The following is a 19,354-nucleotide window of genomic DNA, read 5'->3' on the forward strand; positions in this document are numbered from 1 at the left end:
ATACCCTCCAATCAATAACGGATATCGAAGTTGATACGCAAGTTTTTCTCTGTATCCTTCAACCGTTTCAAATTAATTTTTAAAGCTTCCATTTCCGTCCATGTAAAACTATAACCGAATAACACCACGTTCTCAGGATTAAAGTTACCGTCAGTTTCATATTTTACTACAATGGCTTCAATCGCCTTATTAGACAATTCCGGGTCAATTAGGTAAAGATGTTTTCCTATATAATAGCCATTGTATCCAGCAAAATTTAACTCCTCAGCATCTGCTGTAAGTCCATATCCATCTCTAACAAGCCACGTTGAAAGGACGGTAGGTTTTCCAAAATCACTAAGAATGTCTTTGTCAGCAAATAATTTATTTTCAGTTGGGTCAAACTTTTCAAGCTTGTCTAGAGTGTTTTGCTCAGGCTCAGCAAGAATAAAGTGCCTAAAACCGAGATCTACCTTAGTGTCTGGAAATTCTTCTTTTATCTTTTTTGCTGCCCTGATAATGCGTTCTATACCAATTTGATCAAGTGTATGAGGACGCCCATTTTCATCTAACATCTCTATAACATTTTTCCACTTTTCCTTTTCACTACTAGAAGCATTTGCAAAAAGATAATCAAGGTTTTCAGGCAATTGTATCATTATAAATTTACACTTACATCCTAATGAAAATTTGAGTGCAGAATGTGCCGTAGTTGCAGAACCGCTAAAGAAATCCAAAATAATATCACCGTCTTTAACATTAGCTAAGCTTATTATTGCATCAATTAATTGCGTTGGTTTGGGATTACTAAAAGCATTTTTAAATCCAAATAGCTCTGTTAATTCATCGCTAGCTTTTTGATTGCTCCCATAAATTTCGTGAATCCACCAATTAGTAGCACATTGCCCCTCTGCCTGCCTTTCAGTTTTGAAATATTTCTTTCGAGGCATTCCATCGCCACCACGTGGAAAATATATTCTATTGTCGTTTAAAAGAGATGTATATGTATCAAAGTCTCCCATCCATTCTTCATTAAGTTCAATCCCAGTTGGAGTAATAATAGTGTATCTAGTGCCAGATTGATCAGAACCTGCTTTCCAAGGTTTTGAAGCCCAGTCACCACGTGGGTCATTATCAGGATTTGAAAATTCTCCTGTAAGTGCAACTTTACCAACGCCTGCATCTTTAAGGTATTGACAATTTCTAGAGTATACAAGAATGTGTTCAGCAACAATTCCTATTAATTTAGTTTTATCATTCGGTTGATTATGTCGTCTTCTCCAATGAATGTGACCTTCAAAATTCTCCTCCCCAAACACGTCATCACAAATAAGCCTTAGATTTGCTTGTTCATTATCATCTATTGAGATAAAAATCACACCGTCATCCTTAAGTAAATCCCTAGCCAGTAAAAGACGTGGGTACATAAACATTAACCACGCAGAATGAGAAGCCGAACCACGCTTTGTTAAGTCTAAAATACGTTGTGCCTGTTCTTCGCTAATACTTAGTTTTTCCGAAAGCTCTTCCACAGTAAAATTGAACTGGTCATTATACACAAATCCATCTGTTCCAGTGTTATAAGGAGGATCAATATAAATACATTTAACTTGACGTGAATAGGACTTCAAGAGATGCTTTAACCCATCAAGATTATCGCCACTTATGTAGATGTTTTCACTGTTCATATTTTCTGATTTTGAGTTATGTTCCTCGTCCGGCACAACAACTGTTGTAGTATCAATTGAAGCCAGCAATCGGGCATAGTTTTTACCCAAAAACTTAAGTTCATAACCCTCTCCCGTTACAGCAATCTTATCACTTAAAAATTCCTTAAACCGCTCAATATCAAAGGACCCATCTGCCTTAAAACATGAGGGGAAATTTTCTTTTAATACAGCCATTTCTCGACTGTTCGGTGTTGCACTATCATTGGCATTCATAATATCCTTAATCATTGTTATCATTCACCTTGCCTTTCTCAATTTTATCAGGTACAAACTCTAAAATATCACAAATGTCACATTCTAAAGCTGTGCATATTTTTTGAAGTATTTCTGTATTTACATTTTCGTTTCTGCCAAGCTTTGTGATAGTTGCCGAGCTAACACCGGAAAGGCGTTGCAAATCTTTCTTTTTCATATTCTTATCAATTAGCAGCTTCCATAGCTTGTTATAATGTATTGCCATTTTTTGCACCTCCCACAAATATTAATAATTATATCACAAAAACACGCTATAAACAGCATAATTTTTTAATCTCACATTATTTTTAATCTGTTTCAATCATATTTTTCTATTTGCGCATTTAATTAATGGTGCTCAAATAAATACTTTTAGACAAAAATGTCTGTAAGTCTATTTGTAAAACCAAAGGAAAAGTTATAACATTAAGCCTTCTTAAACTTAATACCACTTTCGCTCAAATTTGAGCAAAAGCATAAACATTACAGCCGTCTTTTCTGGAAAATAGACAGGCTGTTTTTTTATTTTAGTGGTTCGAATCAATAGAATTCTTCGCTTATGAATGAGGATGGAAAATATTTTTAGAAAATCCTCAACTAATGTGTTCTACCAAGGCTATAAGGTGAGAGGAAAAATAATCCCCCAATGAAAGCATAGTTTTTCTCTCACTGCTCCTTGACAACTGAATACCCCGAAATGCAAGAGATATTTCAAGCAGAATATGCCATGACGATAATTCCGAGCGTATTCCTTGAAAGATAACGATGTTGTGTCAAACAAGGCAAACTCTCTGGAACAGTAGCGTTTCGGGTCATTAATAAAAGGCAAGGAGGTGAAGTAACTGAAAACAAAATACATGAACTTGCCACAGGTGCTTAAAGATAAGCCACAGTTTTGCTGTTGGAAATATGAAGAACGAAGTGGTAGAAAAACCAAAGTTCCCTATAACCCGGTAACAGGAAAAAGGGCAAAAGCAGATAAGCGGAGTACCTTTAAAGATTTTAGTTCGGCGATAGCTACTATAAGTGATTATGACGGTATGGGATTTTTGGTAGGTAATGACATTTGTGTTATCGACTTAGATGATTGCTTTGATAGTAGCGGTAAGCTTAAACCTATTGCCCAAAGTATTGTAGAGGCTTTTAGTGGTTGCTATATGGAACACAGTCCATCTGGGAAAGGGTTGCATATTTTCTTTAAGGCCACAGGCTTTAACTTTGACAAAATAAAATACTATATCAACAACAGAAAGCTGGGAGTTGAGGTCTATGTGGCTGGAGCAACAAATCGTTTTGTTACCGTAACGGGCAATGTATTTGCAGATGGTGATATACCGGAGAAATCGAATGAACTACAGATGATACTAGACAAATATATGCTGCGTCCTACCCCTGTGAAGCAACTACTGGATACAGAAAGTAAATCCTATCTGTCTGACAAGTCTGTTATTGAGAAGGCATTAAAATCGGCAAACGGAGAAAGGTTCAAAGCATTGTGGCAGGGAGATACATCTGGTTATGCTTCTGCCAGTGAAGCTGATTTGGCACTTTGCGGTATGTTGGCATTTTGGTGTGGCAGGGATATTGGGCAGATGGACAGACTTTTCCGAAAAAGCGGCTTAATGCGGGATAAATGGAATAGACCACAGTCTGGCAGTACTTATGGAATGATAACCATAGAAAAAGCTATCGCAAATGCTACTGAAATATACAAACCAGGTGGTAAGCGTTCATCAGCTACAGAAGATTTTGGAGAATTTTCCCTTGCTGACTTTAAGCCTGAGAGTAACGATCGCTACCCTTGGACGGATATTGGGGCAAGCAGGTTGTTTGCTGATTATTATAAATCTTTTGCCCGCTATGTTCCTGAAAGGAAAATGTGGTTTTGCTATGAGAATGGCATTTGGATTCCTGATGTCGGTAATCTCAAAGTGATGGAAATGTGTAAATCATTGGCTAACCAACTGCTAACCTATGCTTTGACTATTCAGGATGAACATCAAAGAAAGGCATACATTGACTATTGCCGAAAGTGGCAGTCAAGAAGATACAGGGAAACGGTGCTTAAGGATGCACAGAGCGTATATCCCATATCAATGGCTGAATTTGACCAAGACCCGCTTATGCTCAATTGTGCCAATGGAACATTGTTTTTAATGTCTATGGATTTTCGTCCCCACAACAGCGAGGACAGACTCACAAAGATATCTGGCGTTAAATATGACCCAGAAGCAAAAAGCGAGCGATGGAATAGATTCATACATGAGATTATGAGCGGAGATGAGGAAAAGGCAAAATTCCTCCAAAAAGCCTTTGGCTACAGTATCAGCGGAGACACTCGGTATGAATGCCTGTTTGTTCTCTACGGTGCTACAACTCGAAATGGTAAAGGTACGCTATGTGAGAGCATTCTTAAGGTATTAGGCAGTTATGGCTGTACCGCAAGGCCAGAGACTATCAGTCTGAAAAAGAACAATAACAGTTCAAGTCCAAGTGAAGATATTGCCCGGCTTGCAGGAGTACGCTTTGTGAATATCTCCGAACCTAGCAGAGGACTTGTCCTAAATGCTGCACAGGTAAAAAGCATGACGGGTGGTGACACCATCAACGCAAGGTTTCTACATGAGAATTCTTTTGACTTTTCGCCAAAGTTTAAGCTGTATATCAACACCAATTATCTGCCCGTTATTACGGATATGACGCTGTTTTCCAGTGGCAGAGTGGTGATTATCCCTTTTGAACGACACTTTGATGAAAGCGAGCAGGATAAAAACTTAAAACGTGAATTCGCCAAAGCGAAAAATCAGAGTGCTATCCTCAACTGGCTAATTGAAGGCTATCAGTTGTTAAAGAAGGAGGGCTTGATTTTACCTGATTCCGTTAAGACAGCAACAGAGGCTTATAAGCGTGACAGCGATAAAATAGCATTATTTTTCGAGGATGCCTTGGAGGAAAGTCCTAACAGTGAGGTGCGGACATCTGAAGTGTATGCCCGGTATCAGCGTTGGTGCAGTGCCAATGGATGTTATTCGGAGAATGCAAGAAACTTCAAACAAGCCTTAACAGCTATCGCTCGTGTAGAACGGAAACGACCACGTTCTGGTGGTGGAATGACCACAATGCTTATCGGATATAAGCTGACTGAAGAAGAATTTCTTCTTATTTAAACATAGTGTAGCAGCTTGTAGCAAGAAAAACAGGTTATATAAAAAATCGCTCTTGTATAGAGAGTTTAGTTTTTACCTGCTACATCTTGCTACAAAGCTTAAAACCACTAAACCACTGGATACAACTCCATGTGTTAATACCTACCCCTAGGGGAGGTCAAATCTCCACACCTTTTCATCTGGACAACGGGCGTGGGGCAACGCGTAAAAAAACGCGGTTTCAAACGGGGTATATACCCCACATTTAATAAAATTTAGGAGGTAAACGATTATGGCAACATCAACAACTTATAATAGAGCGTTTTGGAATGTTATGAAAGGAAAAGAAGAAAATAATCAAAATCTAAGCGAGGGCTTTGATAATGCAGGAGCCTATGTCGCACCAGATGAGTTCAGAGAAGGCTTTAACACTGCTTTGGCAAAGGAGAATATATTCCGCAGATTTGCTACTGTTATCAATCTATCTTCTGCAGAAGGTAAAATTCAAGCGGTATCATCAACGGGTACAGCAGATTGGATTGAAGACGGAGATCCAATCCCTGAAAGTGCCGATACATTTACACAGTTTCTGGTGAAATCATACAAGCTGGCATCTCTTGTCAAGCTAAACCGCTCATTCGTCACTGATATGAACTTTAATCTTGAAAAATATCTGATGGGTGATTTTGCGAAGCGTTTTGGCAGGGCTGAGGAAAATGCATTGTTTAATGGAAATGGCACAACTCAGCCAACAGGTATCCTTACGGCAGACGCAGATGTAACTACAGCAGATAGTGCTACCATCTCGTTTGATGAGATCATCTCTCTGTATTTTTCATTAAAAGCTGAATACCGAAATAACGCTGTGTTTATCATGCACGATAATACAGCTATGCTTCTTAGAACCCTTAAGGATACAAGCGGCAGTTATCTGTGGAATTCTTCAGATAACACCATCTTCGGAAAGCCTGTAGTTACCTCTCCATATATGCCTACAGTATCAGCAGGAGCAAAAAGCATTGTAATTGGAGATTTATCATACTACTGGCTGATTGAGCGTCAACCAATAACAATAAAGAAATTAAGTGAGTTATATGCATTGCAGGGGCAAATTGGCTTTTCTGCTTACGAGAGATTGGATGGGAAGCTAATTCAACCGGATGCTCTGAAAATATTACAAATAAAAGCTTAAATAATGGATTAGGCACTGGGTCATCAATTCGGCTCAGTGCCATTCCTTCAAAACTTTCGGACAGGAGGTCACGATATGGAAAACCAAAGTAACAGCCGCACAACCAAATCCGATATCGGAGGTACGGTCTATGTGGTGGAATCACGAGTAAGTGATTCAGCAAAGGAAAGTGCATATTCCAAGTTGAAACGGCTGATTACGGTCAACGCAAAAAACCTTTCAAAGTTATCAGATAGTTCATATAAACCCACGGAAATCAACTCGACTTCTTCAAGGTAGTACGGTAATATACATAGTGCTAAACCGCTTGAAGACTGTCGGAAATGGAGGATAAAAATGAATAGACAGTCAACATTTAGCACTATACGTAAATCAACATTAGCATTTGAAGAAGCGAAAATTACTGCTCTTTACTGCAGGCTTTCCCGTGATGATGAGCTTGCAGGAGACAGTAATAGTATAGTAAACCAGAAGGCAATTCTAAAAAAGTATGCTGAGGACAACGGTTTTCGCAACATCGAATTTTATGTGGATGATGGGGTCAGCGGTACAACTTTTGATAGACCAGACTTTAACCGCATGATTGCAGATGTAGAGTCCGGTAGAATCGGAACGATTATTATCAAGGATATGTCCCGCTTCGGCAGGGATTACCTCAAAGTAGGCTATTACACAGAGATTATGTTTCCTGAAGCAGATGTACGATTCATTGCTATTAACAACGGTATTGATAGTGCAAACCAAGCAGACAGTGACTTTACACCGTTTCTTAACATTATTAATGAATGGTATGCTAAGGATACTAGCAAGAAAATCCGTGCTGTGTTCAAATCCAAGGGACAGTCCGGTAAGCCGCTCTGCACCAATCCGCCTTACGGTTATATTAAAGACCCTGAGGATAAGTTGCACTGGATTATAGATGAGAAAGCCGCCGAGGTGGTCAGAGATATTTTCCGACTGTGCATGGCTGGCTTTGGACCTACGCAGATAGCAAAGCAACTTGAAAAGCGATGCATTGATACACCTACGGTTCATCTTCGCAAAATGGGTATTAACACTCCAGCAAGACCGCCTGAAAACCCATATGCTTGGTCGGCTCGTACCGTAGCAGATATTCTGGCTAAAATGGAATATTTAGGTCACACGGTAAATGTCAAGACTTCTAAAAAGTCATATAAGAGCAAAGTCAAGATATTGAACAATCCAGAAGATTGGCTGGTTTTCAAAAATACCCATGAAGCAATTATTGATGAGGGTACTTGGGAAACAGTGCAGAAAATTAGAGATGGCAAGCGAAGACCATCACGATTAGGTGAAATGGGAATGCTTTCTGGCATGATGTTTTGTGCCGACTGTGGAGCAAAGCTGTATCAGGTTAGAGGCAAGGGATGGACACACGATAAGGAATACTTCGTTTGTGCGACTTACCGCAAGAAAAAGGGTATGTGCAGTTCACATCAGATACGTAATGTTGTAGTGGAACAGCTTTTGCTAGAAGACTTAAGACGTGTAACCTCCTTTGCCAAAGACCATGAACAGGAATTCATCCGTATAGTTATGAATAATTCAGAAAAGGAACTTGCCAAAGAACTCCGCCAAAGTCAAAAGGAGTATGAACAAGCACAGACTCGCATTGCTGACATAGACAAAATCATTCGAAAGCTATATGAGGATAATGTGATGGGCAAAATTCCCGAAGAGCGTTTTTACAAGATGTCAGCTGAATATGAAGCCGAGCAGAAGGCTCTGGAAGAAAAGATAACTGAATTAAAACATACCATTGATACAGCAAATGAACAGTCCATCAATACCGACCGCTTTTTGGCACTAGTTAAAAAGTACACAGAAATTACAGAATTGGATGCAGAGATTATACGAGAGTTCATTGACAAAATTATAGTATTCAAGGCTGAAAAGGTAGATGGCCGCAGAACCCAGCGGATTCAAATTTTCTATAACTGCATTGGCGCTATCGACTTACCAAAATAAACGAAAAACGGCATAGCCGAATTTCAACGACTATGCCAAATTTTTCAGGAATTATAAATCCCTATCTGACCGCTCCTAATGCCGCCGATTTATTTTTCACGATTCCGTTTTGTCCTGCTGACCGCAATCCGCGATTTTTCCAGCCGGGGGATTACCTGATCATGCAGCTGGCTGGCGATTGTCACAAACAAAATGTCAATCACGTTTAACTGCGCGATACGCGACGCCATCGCCCCGCTGCGAATGCTTTGTTCCACCGAACTGGTATAGAGGGCGATATCGGCCAAGTCAGCCACGGATGAGCGGCCAAATTTGGTTAACGTCATAATCGTCGCCCCCTGCCGCTTTGCCTCTGTCAATGATTGGATAATATCCTCCGTTTCTCCCGAATAGGAGATGCCAAAGGCCACATCTTGCTCTGTCAGCGTTACCGCCGAGGTCAATTGGGCATGGAAGTCGCTGTGCGCTTCACACCACCAGTTTATGCGGGAAAATTTTTGCTTTACATCATAACCGATCACCGCTGATGCGCCTACTCCGTACACATCGATTTTCCGGGCTCGGGAAAGCGCGGCGGCCGCCCGCTTGATTTCCGCCGCGCTCAGCACAGACACCGTATCGCTGATCGACTGCTGGTTATTGTTGCTGACGGCCTGAATGATCGATTCCACCGAACTGCCGATGGCAATCTCCTGGTACGAATGATCCGATTCGTTTCTCGTCAGGTCACCGGCAATTCTCAGTTTCAGCTCCTGATAACCGCTCATCTGCAACGCCCGCGTCATTCTTATAATCGTTGCTTCCGAGACACCGCTGTTTTCCGCCAGTTTATGGACGGAGAGCTGAACGACCTTCTGGGGATGCGCCAAAATGTAATCAGCCACTTTTCGTTCAGCCGGCTTCAATTTGAAGAGAACTTCTTTTAGACGAACGAGTCCTCCGTTCACAAGCATGCCCTCTTTCCTTGTCGCTGATCTATTCTAAATGACAGCTAACCAAATGCCCTGCTTCCTTCTCCTGCAGACGCGGTGCTGCCGTCTGGCAAATGTCCATGCAAGACGGACAACGCGGATGGAAAGTACAGCCTGTCGGCGGATTGGCCGGACTCGGCAAGTCTCCTTCCAGGATAATCCGCTGCTTGCGGTAATCGGGGTTGGGCACGGGGACGGCGGACAGCAAAGCCTTGGTGTACGGATGTTGCGGAGCTTCATACAGCTTGTTTTTCTCTGCCACCTCCACCACTTTCCCCAAATACATGACGGCAACCCGATCCGAGATGTGGCGAACGACACTCAGATCGTGGGAGATAAACAGGTAAGTCAGTTGAAATTCTTTCTGCAAATCTTGCAGCAAATTCAATACTTGTGCCTGGATCGAGACATCGAGAGCCGAGACGGGTTCATCGGCAATGATCAGCTTGGGTCGCAAGATGAGCGCGCGGGCAATGCCGATCCGCTGCCGCTGTCCGCCGGAAAATTCGTGCGGATAGCGATCGAGATGCTGTTTCGTCAAGCCGACGATCTCAATCATCTCCTCTACCTGTTTCCGCCGCTCCGCAGCCGTGCCGATTCCATGAATCTGCAGCGGGTCCAGTAAAATTTGCCGGATTGTTTTGCGCGGGTTGAGGGAGGCAAACGGGTCTTGAAACACAAGCTGCATATCGCGGCGCATACCGCGCAATTCGGCTTGATTCAGCTTCGTCAAGTCTTTCCCTTGAAACAAAATTTCCCCTTCCGTCGGTTCAATCAGCCGCAAGATGCAGCGTCCCGTTGTCGATTTGCCACACCCCGATTCCCCGACAATACTGACCGTCTCCCCGGGATAAATCGTCAGATCCACACCATCTACTGCCCGGACGAATCCTTTTTTGCCCAAAGGGCCGCCTGTTCCCGGGAACAGTTTTCGCAAGCCTTTGACTTCCAACAATGGCTCTGTCATGACTATTCCCCCTCTGCGTACAGCCAGCAACGACATTTATGCCGTTCGGTTACGGAGATGAGCTCCGGTTTTTGCTGCCGACAAATCTCCATCGCCTGTGCACAACGCGGGGCAAAGCGGCAGCCCGATGGCATTTCGTGCAACAACGGAACCGTTCCGGGAATCGAGGAAAGTCGCTCCTGACTGGACGTTACTTCCGGAATCGACGCCATCAGCCCAACTGTGTAAGGATGCCGGGGCTGTTGAAACAAGCTGCGGACATCGGCTTCCTCCACGATCTGCCCGGCATACATCACGACAACCCGGTCGCACATCTCGGCCACAACCCCCAAATCATGGGTAATCAATAACAGAGCCGTTCCGGACTCCTTGTTGACTTTTTTCATCAATTCGAGAATTTGCGCCTGAATGGTCACATCCAATGCGGTGGTCGGTTCATCGGCGATCAACAGCTTGGGATTGCAGGCCATGGCCATGGCAATCATCACCCGCTGCCGCATACCGCCTGACAATTGATGCGGATATTCATGGTAAATCTCTTCCGCCCGCGGAATCCCCACCAGCTTCAGGAGCGCTATAACCCGTTCCTTGGCCTCCCGCTTGCCGAGCGACATATGGCGAATCAACGGTTCGGCAATTTGCTTGCCAATATAATGCAGTGGGTTTAAGGAGGTCATCGGCTCCTGAAAGATCATGGCAATCTCGTTTCCACGCACTTTTTGCATTTCTTTTTCCGAGAGGGAAAGCAGATTGCGATTGTTAAAGCGAATCTCTCCTTCAAGCGCTGCGTTCTTTCCCAGCAACCGCATAATCGACAAGCTGGTCACGCTCTTTCCGCAACCGGACTCGCCGACAACTCCCAGCGTTTCGCCCTTGTCGAGCACAAGGCTGATGCCGTCTACGATCGTCAACTGTCCTTTTGCGTGCTTGATTGAAGTTTTCAACTGATTGATTTCCAGCAATGACGCCACTGTTTGTTCCCCCTATCCCCCAGTTTCTCTCAACGCGTGGGCCAGACGAGCGCGAGTATTTGATTGTGATGCGCTTTGCGCCATCGGCCCATCTCCTGACTTACAGTCGGATACACCCGGTTGGTTAACGTGATCAAGGTTGTATGCCGCAGCGGATCGACCCAAATCGAGGTTCCCGTAAACCCGGTGTGGCCGAAAGCAAGCGGTGACAGTAAATCACCGCCGGAGGAGCCGGCTAAAATTTGTTCACTTGTCCCCCCGGTCGGCGAAGCTTCCCAGCCAATCGCCCGGCACGGACTCAGCGCACCGGTTTGGCAGCGAACGGCAAACATGCGCATTACCGGATCGAGAAAACGGCCCCCGGCATCGCTCCAGAAGGTCATGTACCGTTGCATATCCGTTATCGTGGAGAAAAGTCCGGCATGGCCGCTGACCCCGTCCAGTCCGTACCAGGCATTGCAATCGTGCACCGTTCCCCGAATGATTCCTTGGCGCCAGGGGAAAGCAGCCAGTGCCGCTAACGCTTCTGCTGTATCACGCTCCCCCCCTGCTTGCCGCCTTTCTTGCAAAAACTGTTCGGCCATCTGCCGTTCAAACTCGTTTGCCCGCTCTGTCGGAGCAATCCGGGCTGTCGATCCGAAAGGCTGCGCCAACGGGCGGTACCCCGTCCTGTTCATGCCGAGCGGAGCAAAGATCAATTGTTTAGCCAGTTCGTCGATCGGCTGTTCCCAGACCCGTTCCACGATAAAACCGAGCAGCATAAAACCTAAGTCACTGTAAACAACCTGTTTGCCTGGCGGTCCGGTCAGCTGTTCCGCGCTGATTTTCCGAAGATACGCTTCCCGTCCGTTCGCCGACAGGAAGAACGGACGCCATGCCGGCAATCCCGACGTATGGGTCAGCAGGTGGTATATGGTGATCTTTTCTTTCCATCCCTCATCCGGTGCGCAGCGCAGCTCCGGCACGTATCTGACTGCGGGGTCATTCAGCGACAACCGCCCTTCCTGTATGCTCAACAAAATCAGCGGCAGCGTCACCATCACCTTGGTCAATGATGCCACATCATAGATGACGTCTTCCGCAACCGGACCGTCCGCCGCTTCACTGCCCGTTACCCCGCAAGCCACCACAATCGGGGCCCCCTCGCCAATCGTCAAACTGCTGATCCCGCCTGGGAAGATCTCCTGTGCGATTCCAGCCTGGAAGCTGGCCTTCATTTTTTGTCGGACTGTCTCCGGTGTGGCTCCCATCGTAAACATGCAACCCCTCCGTCCTATTTGCCGCGATGACGCGGATCGAGAATATCGCGAATCGCATCGCCAAACAGATTAAATGCCAAAATGGTAATAGTCATAGCAACACTCGGCCAGACAATCATGCCGGGAGCCAACTCCATATAACGCCTTGCCTCGGAAATCATTCCTCCCCATGACGGGTCTGGCGGCTGAATGCCCAGTCCGAGAAAACTGAGTGCGGATTCGGTCAGGATTGCCCCGGAGATTGCCAGCGAACCTTGCACCAGCAACGGCGCGGTTACATTCGGGAAAATTTCCAAAAACAAAATGCGACCAGTCTTGGCGCCAATCGCCCGCGCACTTTCCACATACTCAAGATTTTTTACGGAGAGCACCGCCCCGCGGACGGTTCGCGTAAAAATCGGAATATTGACAATGCCAATTGCCAAAATCGTATTCCACGTACCAGGTCCGAGCGCTGCCACAATTGCCAAGGCGAGCAAAATTTCCGGAAACGCAAACAAAATATCCATGCACCGCATGATGACACTATCCAGCCAGCGGCCGAAATAACCGGCAACCAAGCCAAAGATGGTGCCAAACACCACGCTGATCAAAACCGAGCTGATCCCGACAATCAGCGAGACCCTTGCGCCGTAGATAATTCGGCTTAACAAATCGCGGCCAAATTGGTCTGTACCGAACAAAAAGTTGCTCGAACTGCTCTCCAACCGGTTTTCCTGAAACATCTCCGTCGGATCGTGCGGAGCAATCAGCGGCGCAAACATGGCGGCCAATGCAATCAATGCCAGGATGATACCACAGACGACGATCGTCTTGTTTTGCATAAATCGTTTTGTAAATGGATTCATCTGAAGCCTCCTGCCTTAATACTTGATCCGCGGATCGATCCAAGTGTAAATAACGTCCACCAGCAAATTGACCAGAACGAAAACCAGTGCCACGAACAGAACGCCGCCTTGCACCACGGGATAATCGCGCTGATAAATTCCATCGAGGATATACTGACCCAGCCCGGGAATGGAAAACAACTGTTCCACAATGACCGAACCGCCAAGCAAGTAACCAATCTGCATCCCGGCGATGGTCACAATCGGAATGGACGAGTTGCGCAGCGCGTGGCCCACGATGACAATCCATTGATTGTTTCCTTTGGCCCGCGCCGTACGGATAAAATCTTTTTCCAACGTCTCCAGAAAAGCGGACCGCGTCATCCGCATCACACCGGCGGCGAGCACAATCCCCATCGTTATCGCCGGCAAAACAAAGACTTGCCACGCTTCCGCCGGGTCCTCCCAGAAACTGACCACATCAATGGGCGGGAACCAGCCAAAGTAGAGGGACAGTCCCAACAGCAACAAGGTGCCGATCGCAAAATTGGGAACCGAGATCCCTAACATCGCAAACAGGCGAACGACCACATCTACCGAGGAATGCACCCGGACGGCCGAGATAATCCCCAACGGTATGGCAAACAACCAGCCAAACAGCGCACCCAGCACGGTTAATTGCAGCGTTATGGAAAAGCGGGACAAAATTTCCGGCAAAATCGGCTCTCCGGTATGCACAGACACGCCGAAATCGCCTTGCAGCAAACCGCCCATCCACTGTAAATATTGCTGTACTAACGGCAAATCAAGGCCCATCTCCTGACGCAACACTTTTATCGCTTCCGGCGTCGCACTTGTCCCCAGCATAATGGAGGCGGGATCGCCCGGTACCAGATGCAAAATCGTGAACACCAAGACAGAGATGCCGAAAATAATGGGAACCAGGCTTATCAATCGTTTTACAATGTAACGTCCCACTCATACCCCTCCAAAAAACGAAGAGGATCAGGATTTCCAAGCCCCGATCCCCTCCTGATTCGTCTTCCGTTATTTCTTCAACGATGTATTGACCAATGCATATGGTTCGCCGGCAATGGAAGGGGTGAATCCTTCCACCCGCTCGCTGACGGCATAGAAGTTTTTCGGCGATGCCAGGAACAGGTTGGGCGCCTCGTCAACTACTAGCTGCTGCGCTTGTTCGTACAGTTGCTTGCGTGCCGCTTCGTCGGTAGTTTGCAACGCTTTTTGCACCAGGTCATCCAACTGCTTGCTGGAATAATTCCAGACATTGGCTGTTCCATCGGTGGCAAAGAAATAGCGCAAGGAGCGGTCCGGGTCGATCCCTGAAGTATTGCGTCCAACCAGCATGGTCATATCTTTCGATTTCCAGGTTTCAATGTAATTGGCCCATTCCAGTTGCTTGATTTCCGCATTGATGCCGATCGCTTTCAGCTGCTGCTGCAATACCTGCGCGGATTCAATCATGTCGGGGTAAGTTGAAGCCGTTTCAATCACGGTATCAAACCCGTTCGGGTACCCTGCCTCCGCCAGCAGTTGTTTCGCCTTGGCCACATCCAGCTTATGACTTGGGAAAGTAGCCGGATCGACCGCCCAGGCTGTTTGTGCCGGTGACACAGGGCCGGACATGACCGCTTCCCCTTTCCAGACGGTTTGCACAATTTGGTTGCGGTCTACCGCATAGCTGATCGCCTGCCGGACCCGCACATCGTCAAACGGCTTCTTCGCTACGTTAATACCCAGGTAGCTGTACTCTGATGATTGATAGCTTTTAATTGTCACGTTCTTCGATTTTTCCAGAATTTTTGCCGTATCCGCCGACACCTGCGCCACATCCACTTTTCCGGCGCGAATGGCGGCCATGCGTTCCGCTTCATCTTTCATTATTTGAAATTTGATCGTGTCTACCTTTGGCAAATCTTTTTGGAAATAGTCCGGGTTTTTCTTCAGAATGACGTATTGGCCCGATTCCATTTTGTCCAGCTTGTAAGGACCGGTACCCACCGCTTCCGTATTCAGGTCGGCCACTTCCTTCGGCACGATGGCGGCGAAAGAGCTGGTTGTATTGGCAAGGATTGAGGCATCCGGGTATTTCAATTTAAACACAACGGTTGACGGATCAGGTGTCTCAATCGAATCGATGCTGGTAAAATACGATTTGGCGACAGAGCCTGTATCCGGATTCAAAATCCGTTCAAAGCTGTATTTCACATCTTCCGCGGTCATTTCACGTCCATTATGGAATTTAACCCCTTGATGCAACTTGAACGTGATGCTTTTTCCATCTTCTGCAACTTGCCAGGAGTCAGCCAGGTCAGGGATGATTTTCATATTTTCATCCATTTTCGTCAACGTATCATATACTAACCCGTAAATCCGCGCGCTGGATGCCGCCGGAACTTTTTGCGGGTCCAAACCAACTGGGTCCTGGTCAGCCGCGACGATTAACTCCGTACCGCCGTTCGCTTCGGCTTGACTCCCTTGGTTTGCTTCCCCCGCCTTGCCTCCGCCGCCGCTGCATGCGGTCAGCATCAGGCTCATGGAGAGGAACAGCGCGGAAAAAGTCATTTTTTTCATCGAGTCAAACACCCCTTAATGTTATGGTTCAATTACCAGCAGATATTGCCCAAAATAACAGGACGCGAAGCGCCGGTTACAGAGGGCACATTGCTCGGTCGGCCCATCAATGTTTCATGGCCTAAAATGGCGAAAGCGATCGCTTCCTTGGCATCATCCGGAATTCCGAATTGGGCGGAAGTCATCACCACGATGTGCTTGGGCAACTCTGCTTTCAGCATGCCGAGCATCGTCTCGTTATGCGCCCCTCCGCCGGAGACGATCAATTGATCAATGGGCACAAGCGGAAACACAAAACGCTCAAATGCTTGCGCGATCGTTTTCGCGGTAAGCGCGGTTGCCGTTGCGACCATGTCTTCAAAGCTTAGCCCTTTCTTGTGTCCTTCTGCCCGAAAACGATCGACAAACGCTTTGCCGTAAACCTCTCTGCCCGTGCTTTTTGGCGGCTGAAGCTGATAATAAGCATCGGCGAGATAAATCTCCAGCAGCTCGGTCGAAACTCGCCCGGAAGCGGCGATTTTTCCCCCTTCATCAAAGCGCAATCGACCGGCGGTACCTTCTTTGACCAATTCATCGATCACCATGTTGCCCGGACCGGTATCAAAGGCGAATATGTGTTCATCGGCAGCCGCCGCCGGTATCACTGTAACGTTGGCAATCCCGCCGATATTTTGCAGCAGCCTGCCTTTTTGCTCATCCCGGAATAAAATCAAGTCTGCGTAAGGCACCAGTGGCGCCCCTTCCCCGCCGGCCGCCAAATCCCTTGCCCGGAAATTACCTACCACCGGAATCCCCGTTCGTTCCATCACCGTGGATAGTTCACCGATTTGCAAGGAGGCGCGCACGGAAGTTTCCCCTTCAGGTCCAGGAAATTGAGTATTTCCCGCGACGTGCCAGACTGTTTGCCCGTGCATACAGATCGCATCCACCTGATCGGCGGCAACTCCCGCTTGGCGCAACAACTGTTGAACGGCATAGGCATACCATTCCGCCAAGCCATAATGAGTGACAGTCAGCTGATCCACTCTTGCCGTCTCCGGACTGCACAGCAGCATCACTTGCTGCCGGAGCGCATCGGAATAAGGCAAATAGTAGAACTGTTCCAGCCGCACTTTTTGAATCGTCTCATGCTTGTCTGTCTCGATGGAGACAAGGGCGGCATCAACACCATCGAGCGAGGTGCCGGACATTAACCCGATTAACAAATGATGTTGTTTCTCCTTATAGGAAGCGGCCCCTTGAATTCTTGCCATCCTCTTTGCCCTCCTTTCCAATCGGAAAATTTAAAAATAATCAAATTATCCGAATGTAAGCGATACCAAAAAATATATTACCTTTATTCTATGTAATAAAGTTTCAGAAATCAATTAAAATCCGAAAAATTTTATTTCATAAAATTGTTCAATTCTGTTTCCTTTTTTCCAATCAAAAAAAGCATCTTCATGAAAAGATGCTTTTTTCGCAGACAAACCGATTTTGCGACACAAAACAGCCGATTCCCCCAGCATAGAGGACTTCTCGCTCTATCCCCTACGCGCAAGCCCGTGGCAATTCCTTGCTCATGCAGCTCCTGCACATGCCGTTGCAGCATGGCGTGTAGTTCGTATGGAGTTGACGCTGAGATTTTTTCCAATTCCGAACGTAATGTTTCTGCCCCCATCCAAAATCCCTCGATTCATTATTGTTTTTCGTTTATTTTTGCTCAAAAATTTTCAAGAACAATTTTGCCCACCGTTCGCCCTGTTTCCAGCATTGCGTGCGCCTTGCGCAGATTGGCGGCATTGATCGGTTCCAGCTTTTTTGTCATGGTAGACCGGATAATCCCGCTATCGATGAGCTTGGCCACTTCGTTCAGCAAGTTATGTTGTTCGATCATGTCTGGCGTTTGGAACATTGAACGTGTAAACATAAACTCCCAAGCAAACGTGGCACTTTTGTTTTTCAACAACGTCAAGTCAAGCTGTTCATCCGTTTCGACAATCGAGCAGATTTTGCCCTGGGGCGCTATTGCCTCGGCCATGTTTTTCCAATGTCGTTCCGTGCTGTTCAAACAGAAAATGTAATCGACTTGGGCCAAGCCAAGTTGTTTTAATTGTGGAACAAAATCCTGATAATGGCTGATAATGTAATCGGCTCCCATCCCTTTGGCCCATTCGGCCGATTCGGAACGCGACGCCGTACCGATGACGGTTAGTCCTGCGAATTTGGCCAGTTGTGACGCAATCGATCCAACACCGCCGGCGGCCCCAACAATCAACAGTGTTTTGCCGGCATTATCGTCCTTGTCGGTTGCTGATATGCCCAAGCGCTCAAACAACCCTTCCCACGCCGTGATGGACGTCAACGGCAGCGCTGCCGAAGCGGCAAAATCCAAGGAGGCCGGCTTCTTCCCGACAATTCGCTCGTCAACGAGATGGAACTCGCTGTTGCCGCCCTGACGGATAAGGCTGCCGGCGTAATACACCTCATCCCCGGGTTGAAACAAGGTGCAATCTGCCCCAACTTGCTCCACCACTCCGGCAACGTCCCAGCCAAGTATTTTTGGTTCAGTCTCCGTCTTGCTTTTGGGCGCACGTACTTTGACGTCAACCGGATTGACGGAAATAGCCTTCACGCGCACCAGCAGGTCACGTCCGGAAGGTGACGGTTTTTCTACCTCCAAATCTAGCAAACTTTCCGGCTGATCAATCGGCAAATACCGATAGAGCCCAACTGCCTTCATTGTTTGAGACATAACATTCTTCCTCCTTCTTAATGGCTGAGTGAAATTCGGCACATTCAGTTACTAATTTGGCACATTTGTTACTGTTGTAAACTTACCACCTCTGATTTAAGATTGTAAGTATGCACATTTATGTTATATAGTATTCTTTTTTATACTGTTGAGGAGTTGAGGGCATTGCGGGATCGAAAGAGCGGCTACGGTTTTTGCCCAAATGAGGAAGGCTGTCCGGTTGAATATACACTCGATGTAATCGGCGGCAAATGGAAAGGTGTGCTTTTATATCACTTGGTTGAAGGTCCGAAACGGTTTAATGAATTCCGCCGAATTTGTCCGTCCATCACCCAGCGAATGCTGACATTGCAGTTGAGAGAATTGGAGGAAGATGGCGTTGTCCATCGCGAGGTATACCGGCAGGTTCCGCCCAAAGTGGAGTACTCGCTCACGGAATTTGGCCAAACATTAGTTCCAATACTCTTAAAAATGAAAGAATGGGGAGAAACCTATAAAAAGATCAGCACATCTAATGCCAACAGCGATGTTGCCGGACTGGCAAATGAGAGCAGAGCTGAACCCCAATAAAAAAGAAGCCATCCCTAAAGGATGACTTCTTTTTTTGTTCTTTGAAAACTGGATACGCAAGCTCGCATCAGCTTTTGTTCGCTCCGTTGCCCTCGTCCTTGCGGACTTCAGCCAAAGGTCGCTCATCAAAAGCGATACTGCGCATATTGACTAAGGAAATGTGGATAAGCCCTCGACCGATTAGTATTCG

General features: G+C 46.4%; 16 protein-coding genes. 5 read left to right on the plus strand and 11 right to left on the minus strand.

From position 1 onward, the window contains the following. Nucleotides 1–11 precede the first annotated feature (11 nt). Together JOD01_RS16140 and JOD01_RS16145 are read right to left on the minus strand one after the other, a co-directional pair. On the minus strand, nt 12–1,937 hold the full coding sequence (locus JOD01_RS16140) for a site-specific DNA-methyltransferase (protein WP_204519338.1): 1,926 nt from the start codon (nt 1,935–1,937) through the stop codon (nt 12–14). Further along, nucleotides 1,930–2,169, minus strand: coding sequence for a helix-turn-helix domain-containing protein (locus tag JOD01_RS16145; RefSeq protein ID WP_012103576.1), 240 nt, complete (start codon nt 2,167–2,169; stop codon nt 1,930–1,932). Before JOD01_RS16145 ends, JOD01_RS16140 begins: the two co-directional genes overlap by 8 nt. A 631-nt stretch (nt 2,170–2,800) precedes the next feature. On the opposite strand from JOD01_RS16145, the gene JOD01_RS16150 reads away from it, so the two are divergent. The 4 genes from JOD01_RS16150 to JOD01_RS16165 all read left to right on the plus strand — a co-directional run bounded on the left by JOD01_RS16150 (nt 2,801) and on the right by JOD01_RS16165 (nt 8,270). Beyond that, nucleotides 2,801–5,110, plus strand: coding sequence for a phage/plasmid primase, P4 family (locus JOD01_RS16150; RefSeq protein ID WP_239565507.1), 2,310 nt, complete (start codon nt 2,801–2,803; stop codon nt 5,108–5,110). A 271-nt stretch (nt 5,111–5,381) separates the two neighbouring features. Next, a complete protein-coding gene (locus JOD01_RS16155; RefSeq protein ID WP_204519339.1) occupies nt 5,382–6,281 on the plus strand; it encodes a phage major capsid protein in 900 nt (299 codons plus the stop codon). A gap of 75 nt (nt 6,282–6,356) precedes the next feature. Continuing rightward, nucleotides 6,357–6,560 carry a transposon-encoded TnpW family protein gene (locus tag JOD01_RS16160; RefSeq protein ID WP_071441617.1) on the plus strand — a complete coding sequence of 68 codons (204 nt, stop codon included), beginning with the start codon at nt 6,357–6,359 and terminating at the stop codon, nt 6,558–6,560. Nucleotides 6,561–6,617: 57 nt separating this feature from the next. Next, entirely contained in the window at nt 6,618–8,270 is a 1,653-nt protein-coding gene (locus JOD01_RS16165; RefSeq protein WP_204519340.1) for a recombinase family protein, read from the plus strand. An 89-nt stretch (nt 8,271–8,359) separates the two neighbouring features. On the opposite strand, the gene JOD01_RS16170 is transcribed toward JOD01_RS16165, so the two are convergent. From JOD01_RS16170 to JOD01_RS16210, 9 genes are all read right to left on the minus strand, one after another. Further along, nucleotides 8,360–9,223 carry a MurR/RpiR family transcriptional regulator gene (locus JOD01_RS16170; RefSeq protein ID WP_204519341.1) on the minus strand — a complete coding sequence of 288 codons (864 nt, stop codon included), beginning with the start codon at nt 9,221–9,223 and terminating at the stop codon, nt 8,360–8,362. Between the two features lie 22 nt (nt 9,224–9,245). After that, nucleotides 9,246–10,208 (minus strand): ABC transporter ATP-binding protein, encoded by a 963-nt coding sequence (locus JOD01_RS16175; protein WP_204519342.1) that lies wholly within the window; start codon nt 10,206–10,208, stop codon nt 9,246–9,248. 2 nt (nt 10,209–10,210) lie between these two features. Then, nucleotides 10,211–11,179, minus strand: a complete 969-nt coding sequence (locus tag JOD01_RS16180; RefSeq protein WP_204519343.1) for an oligopeptide/dipeptide ABC transporter ATP-binding protein — start codon at nt 11,177–11,179, stop codon at nt 10,211–10,213. A 29-nt stretch (nt 11,180–11,208) separates the two neighbouring features. Beyond that, nucleotides 11,209–12,438, minus strand: coding sequence for a serine hydrolase domain-containing protein (locus JOD01_RS16185; RefSeq protein WP_239565508.1), 1,230 nt, complete (start codon nt 12,436–12,438; stop codon nt 11,209–11,211). A 14-nt stretch (nt 12,439–12,452) separates the two neighbouring features. After that, complete coding sequence (locus JOD01_RS16190; protein ID WP_204519344.1) at nt 12,453–13,286, minus strand: ABC transporter permease; 834 nt, start codon at nt 13,284–13,286, stop codon at nt 12,453–12,455. A gap of 15 nt (nt 13,287–13,301) precedes the next feature. After that, entirely contained in the window at nt 13,302–14,243 is a 942-nt protein-coding gene (locus JOD01_RS16195; protein WP_204519345.1) for an ABC transporter permease subunit, read from the minus strand. A gap of 69 nt (nt 14,244–14,312) precedes the next feature. Then, on the minus strand, nt 14,313–15,860 hold the full coding sequence (locus tag JOD01_RS16200) for an ABC transporter substrate-binding protein (RefSeq protein ID WP_204519346.1): 1,548 nt from the start codon (nt 15,858–15,860) through the stop codon (nt 14,313–14,315). Between the two features lie 32 nt (nt 15,861–15,892). After that, on the minus strand, nt 15,893–17,113 hold the full coding sequence (locus JOD01_RS16205; protein WP_204519347.1) for an anhydro-N-acetylmuramic acid kinase: 1,221 nt from the start codon (nt 17,111–17,113) through the stop codon (nt 15,893–15,895). Nucleotides 17,114–17,562: 449 nt separating this feature from the next. Further along, on the minus strand, nt 17,563–18,594 hold the full coding sequence (locus JOD01_RS16210; RefSeq protein WP_204519348.1) for a zinc-binding alcohol dehydrogenase family protein: 1,032 nt from the start codon (nt 18,592–18,594) through the stop codon (nt 17,563–17,565). Between the two features lie 165 nt (nt 18,595–18,759). Here JOD01_RS16210 and JOD01_RS16215 point away from each other — a divergent pair, with 165 nt between their 5' ends. Continuing rightward, the gene (locus JOD01_RS16215; RefSeq protein WP_204519349.1) at nt 18,760–19,164 is read left to right on the plus strand and encodes a winged helix-turn-helix transcriptional regulator; all 405 of its coding nucleotides are present in this window, start codon (nt 18,760–18,762) and stop codon (nt 19,162–19,164) included. Nucleotides 19,165–19,354 lie beyond the last annotated feature (190 nt).

It is taken from the genome of Brevibacillus fulvus (assembly GCF_016908525.1).
In the GTDB taxonomy this organism is placed as follows: Bacteria; Bacillota; Bacilli; order Brevibacillales; family Brevibacillaceae; genus Brevibacillus_G; species Brevibacillus_G fulvus.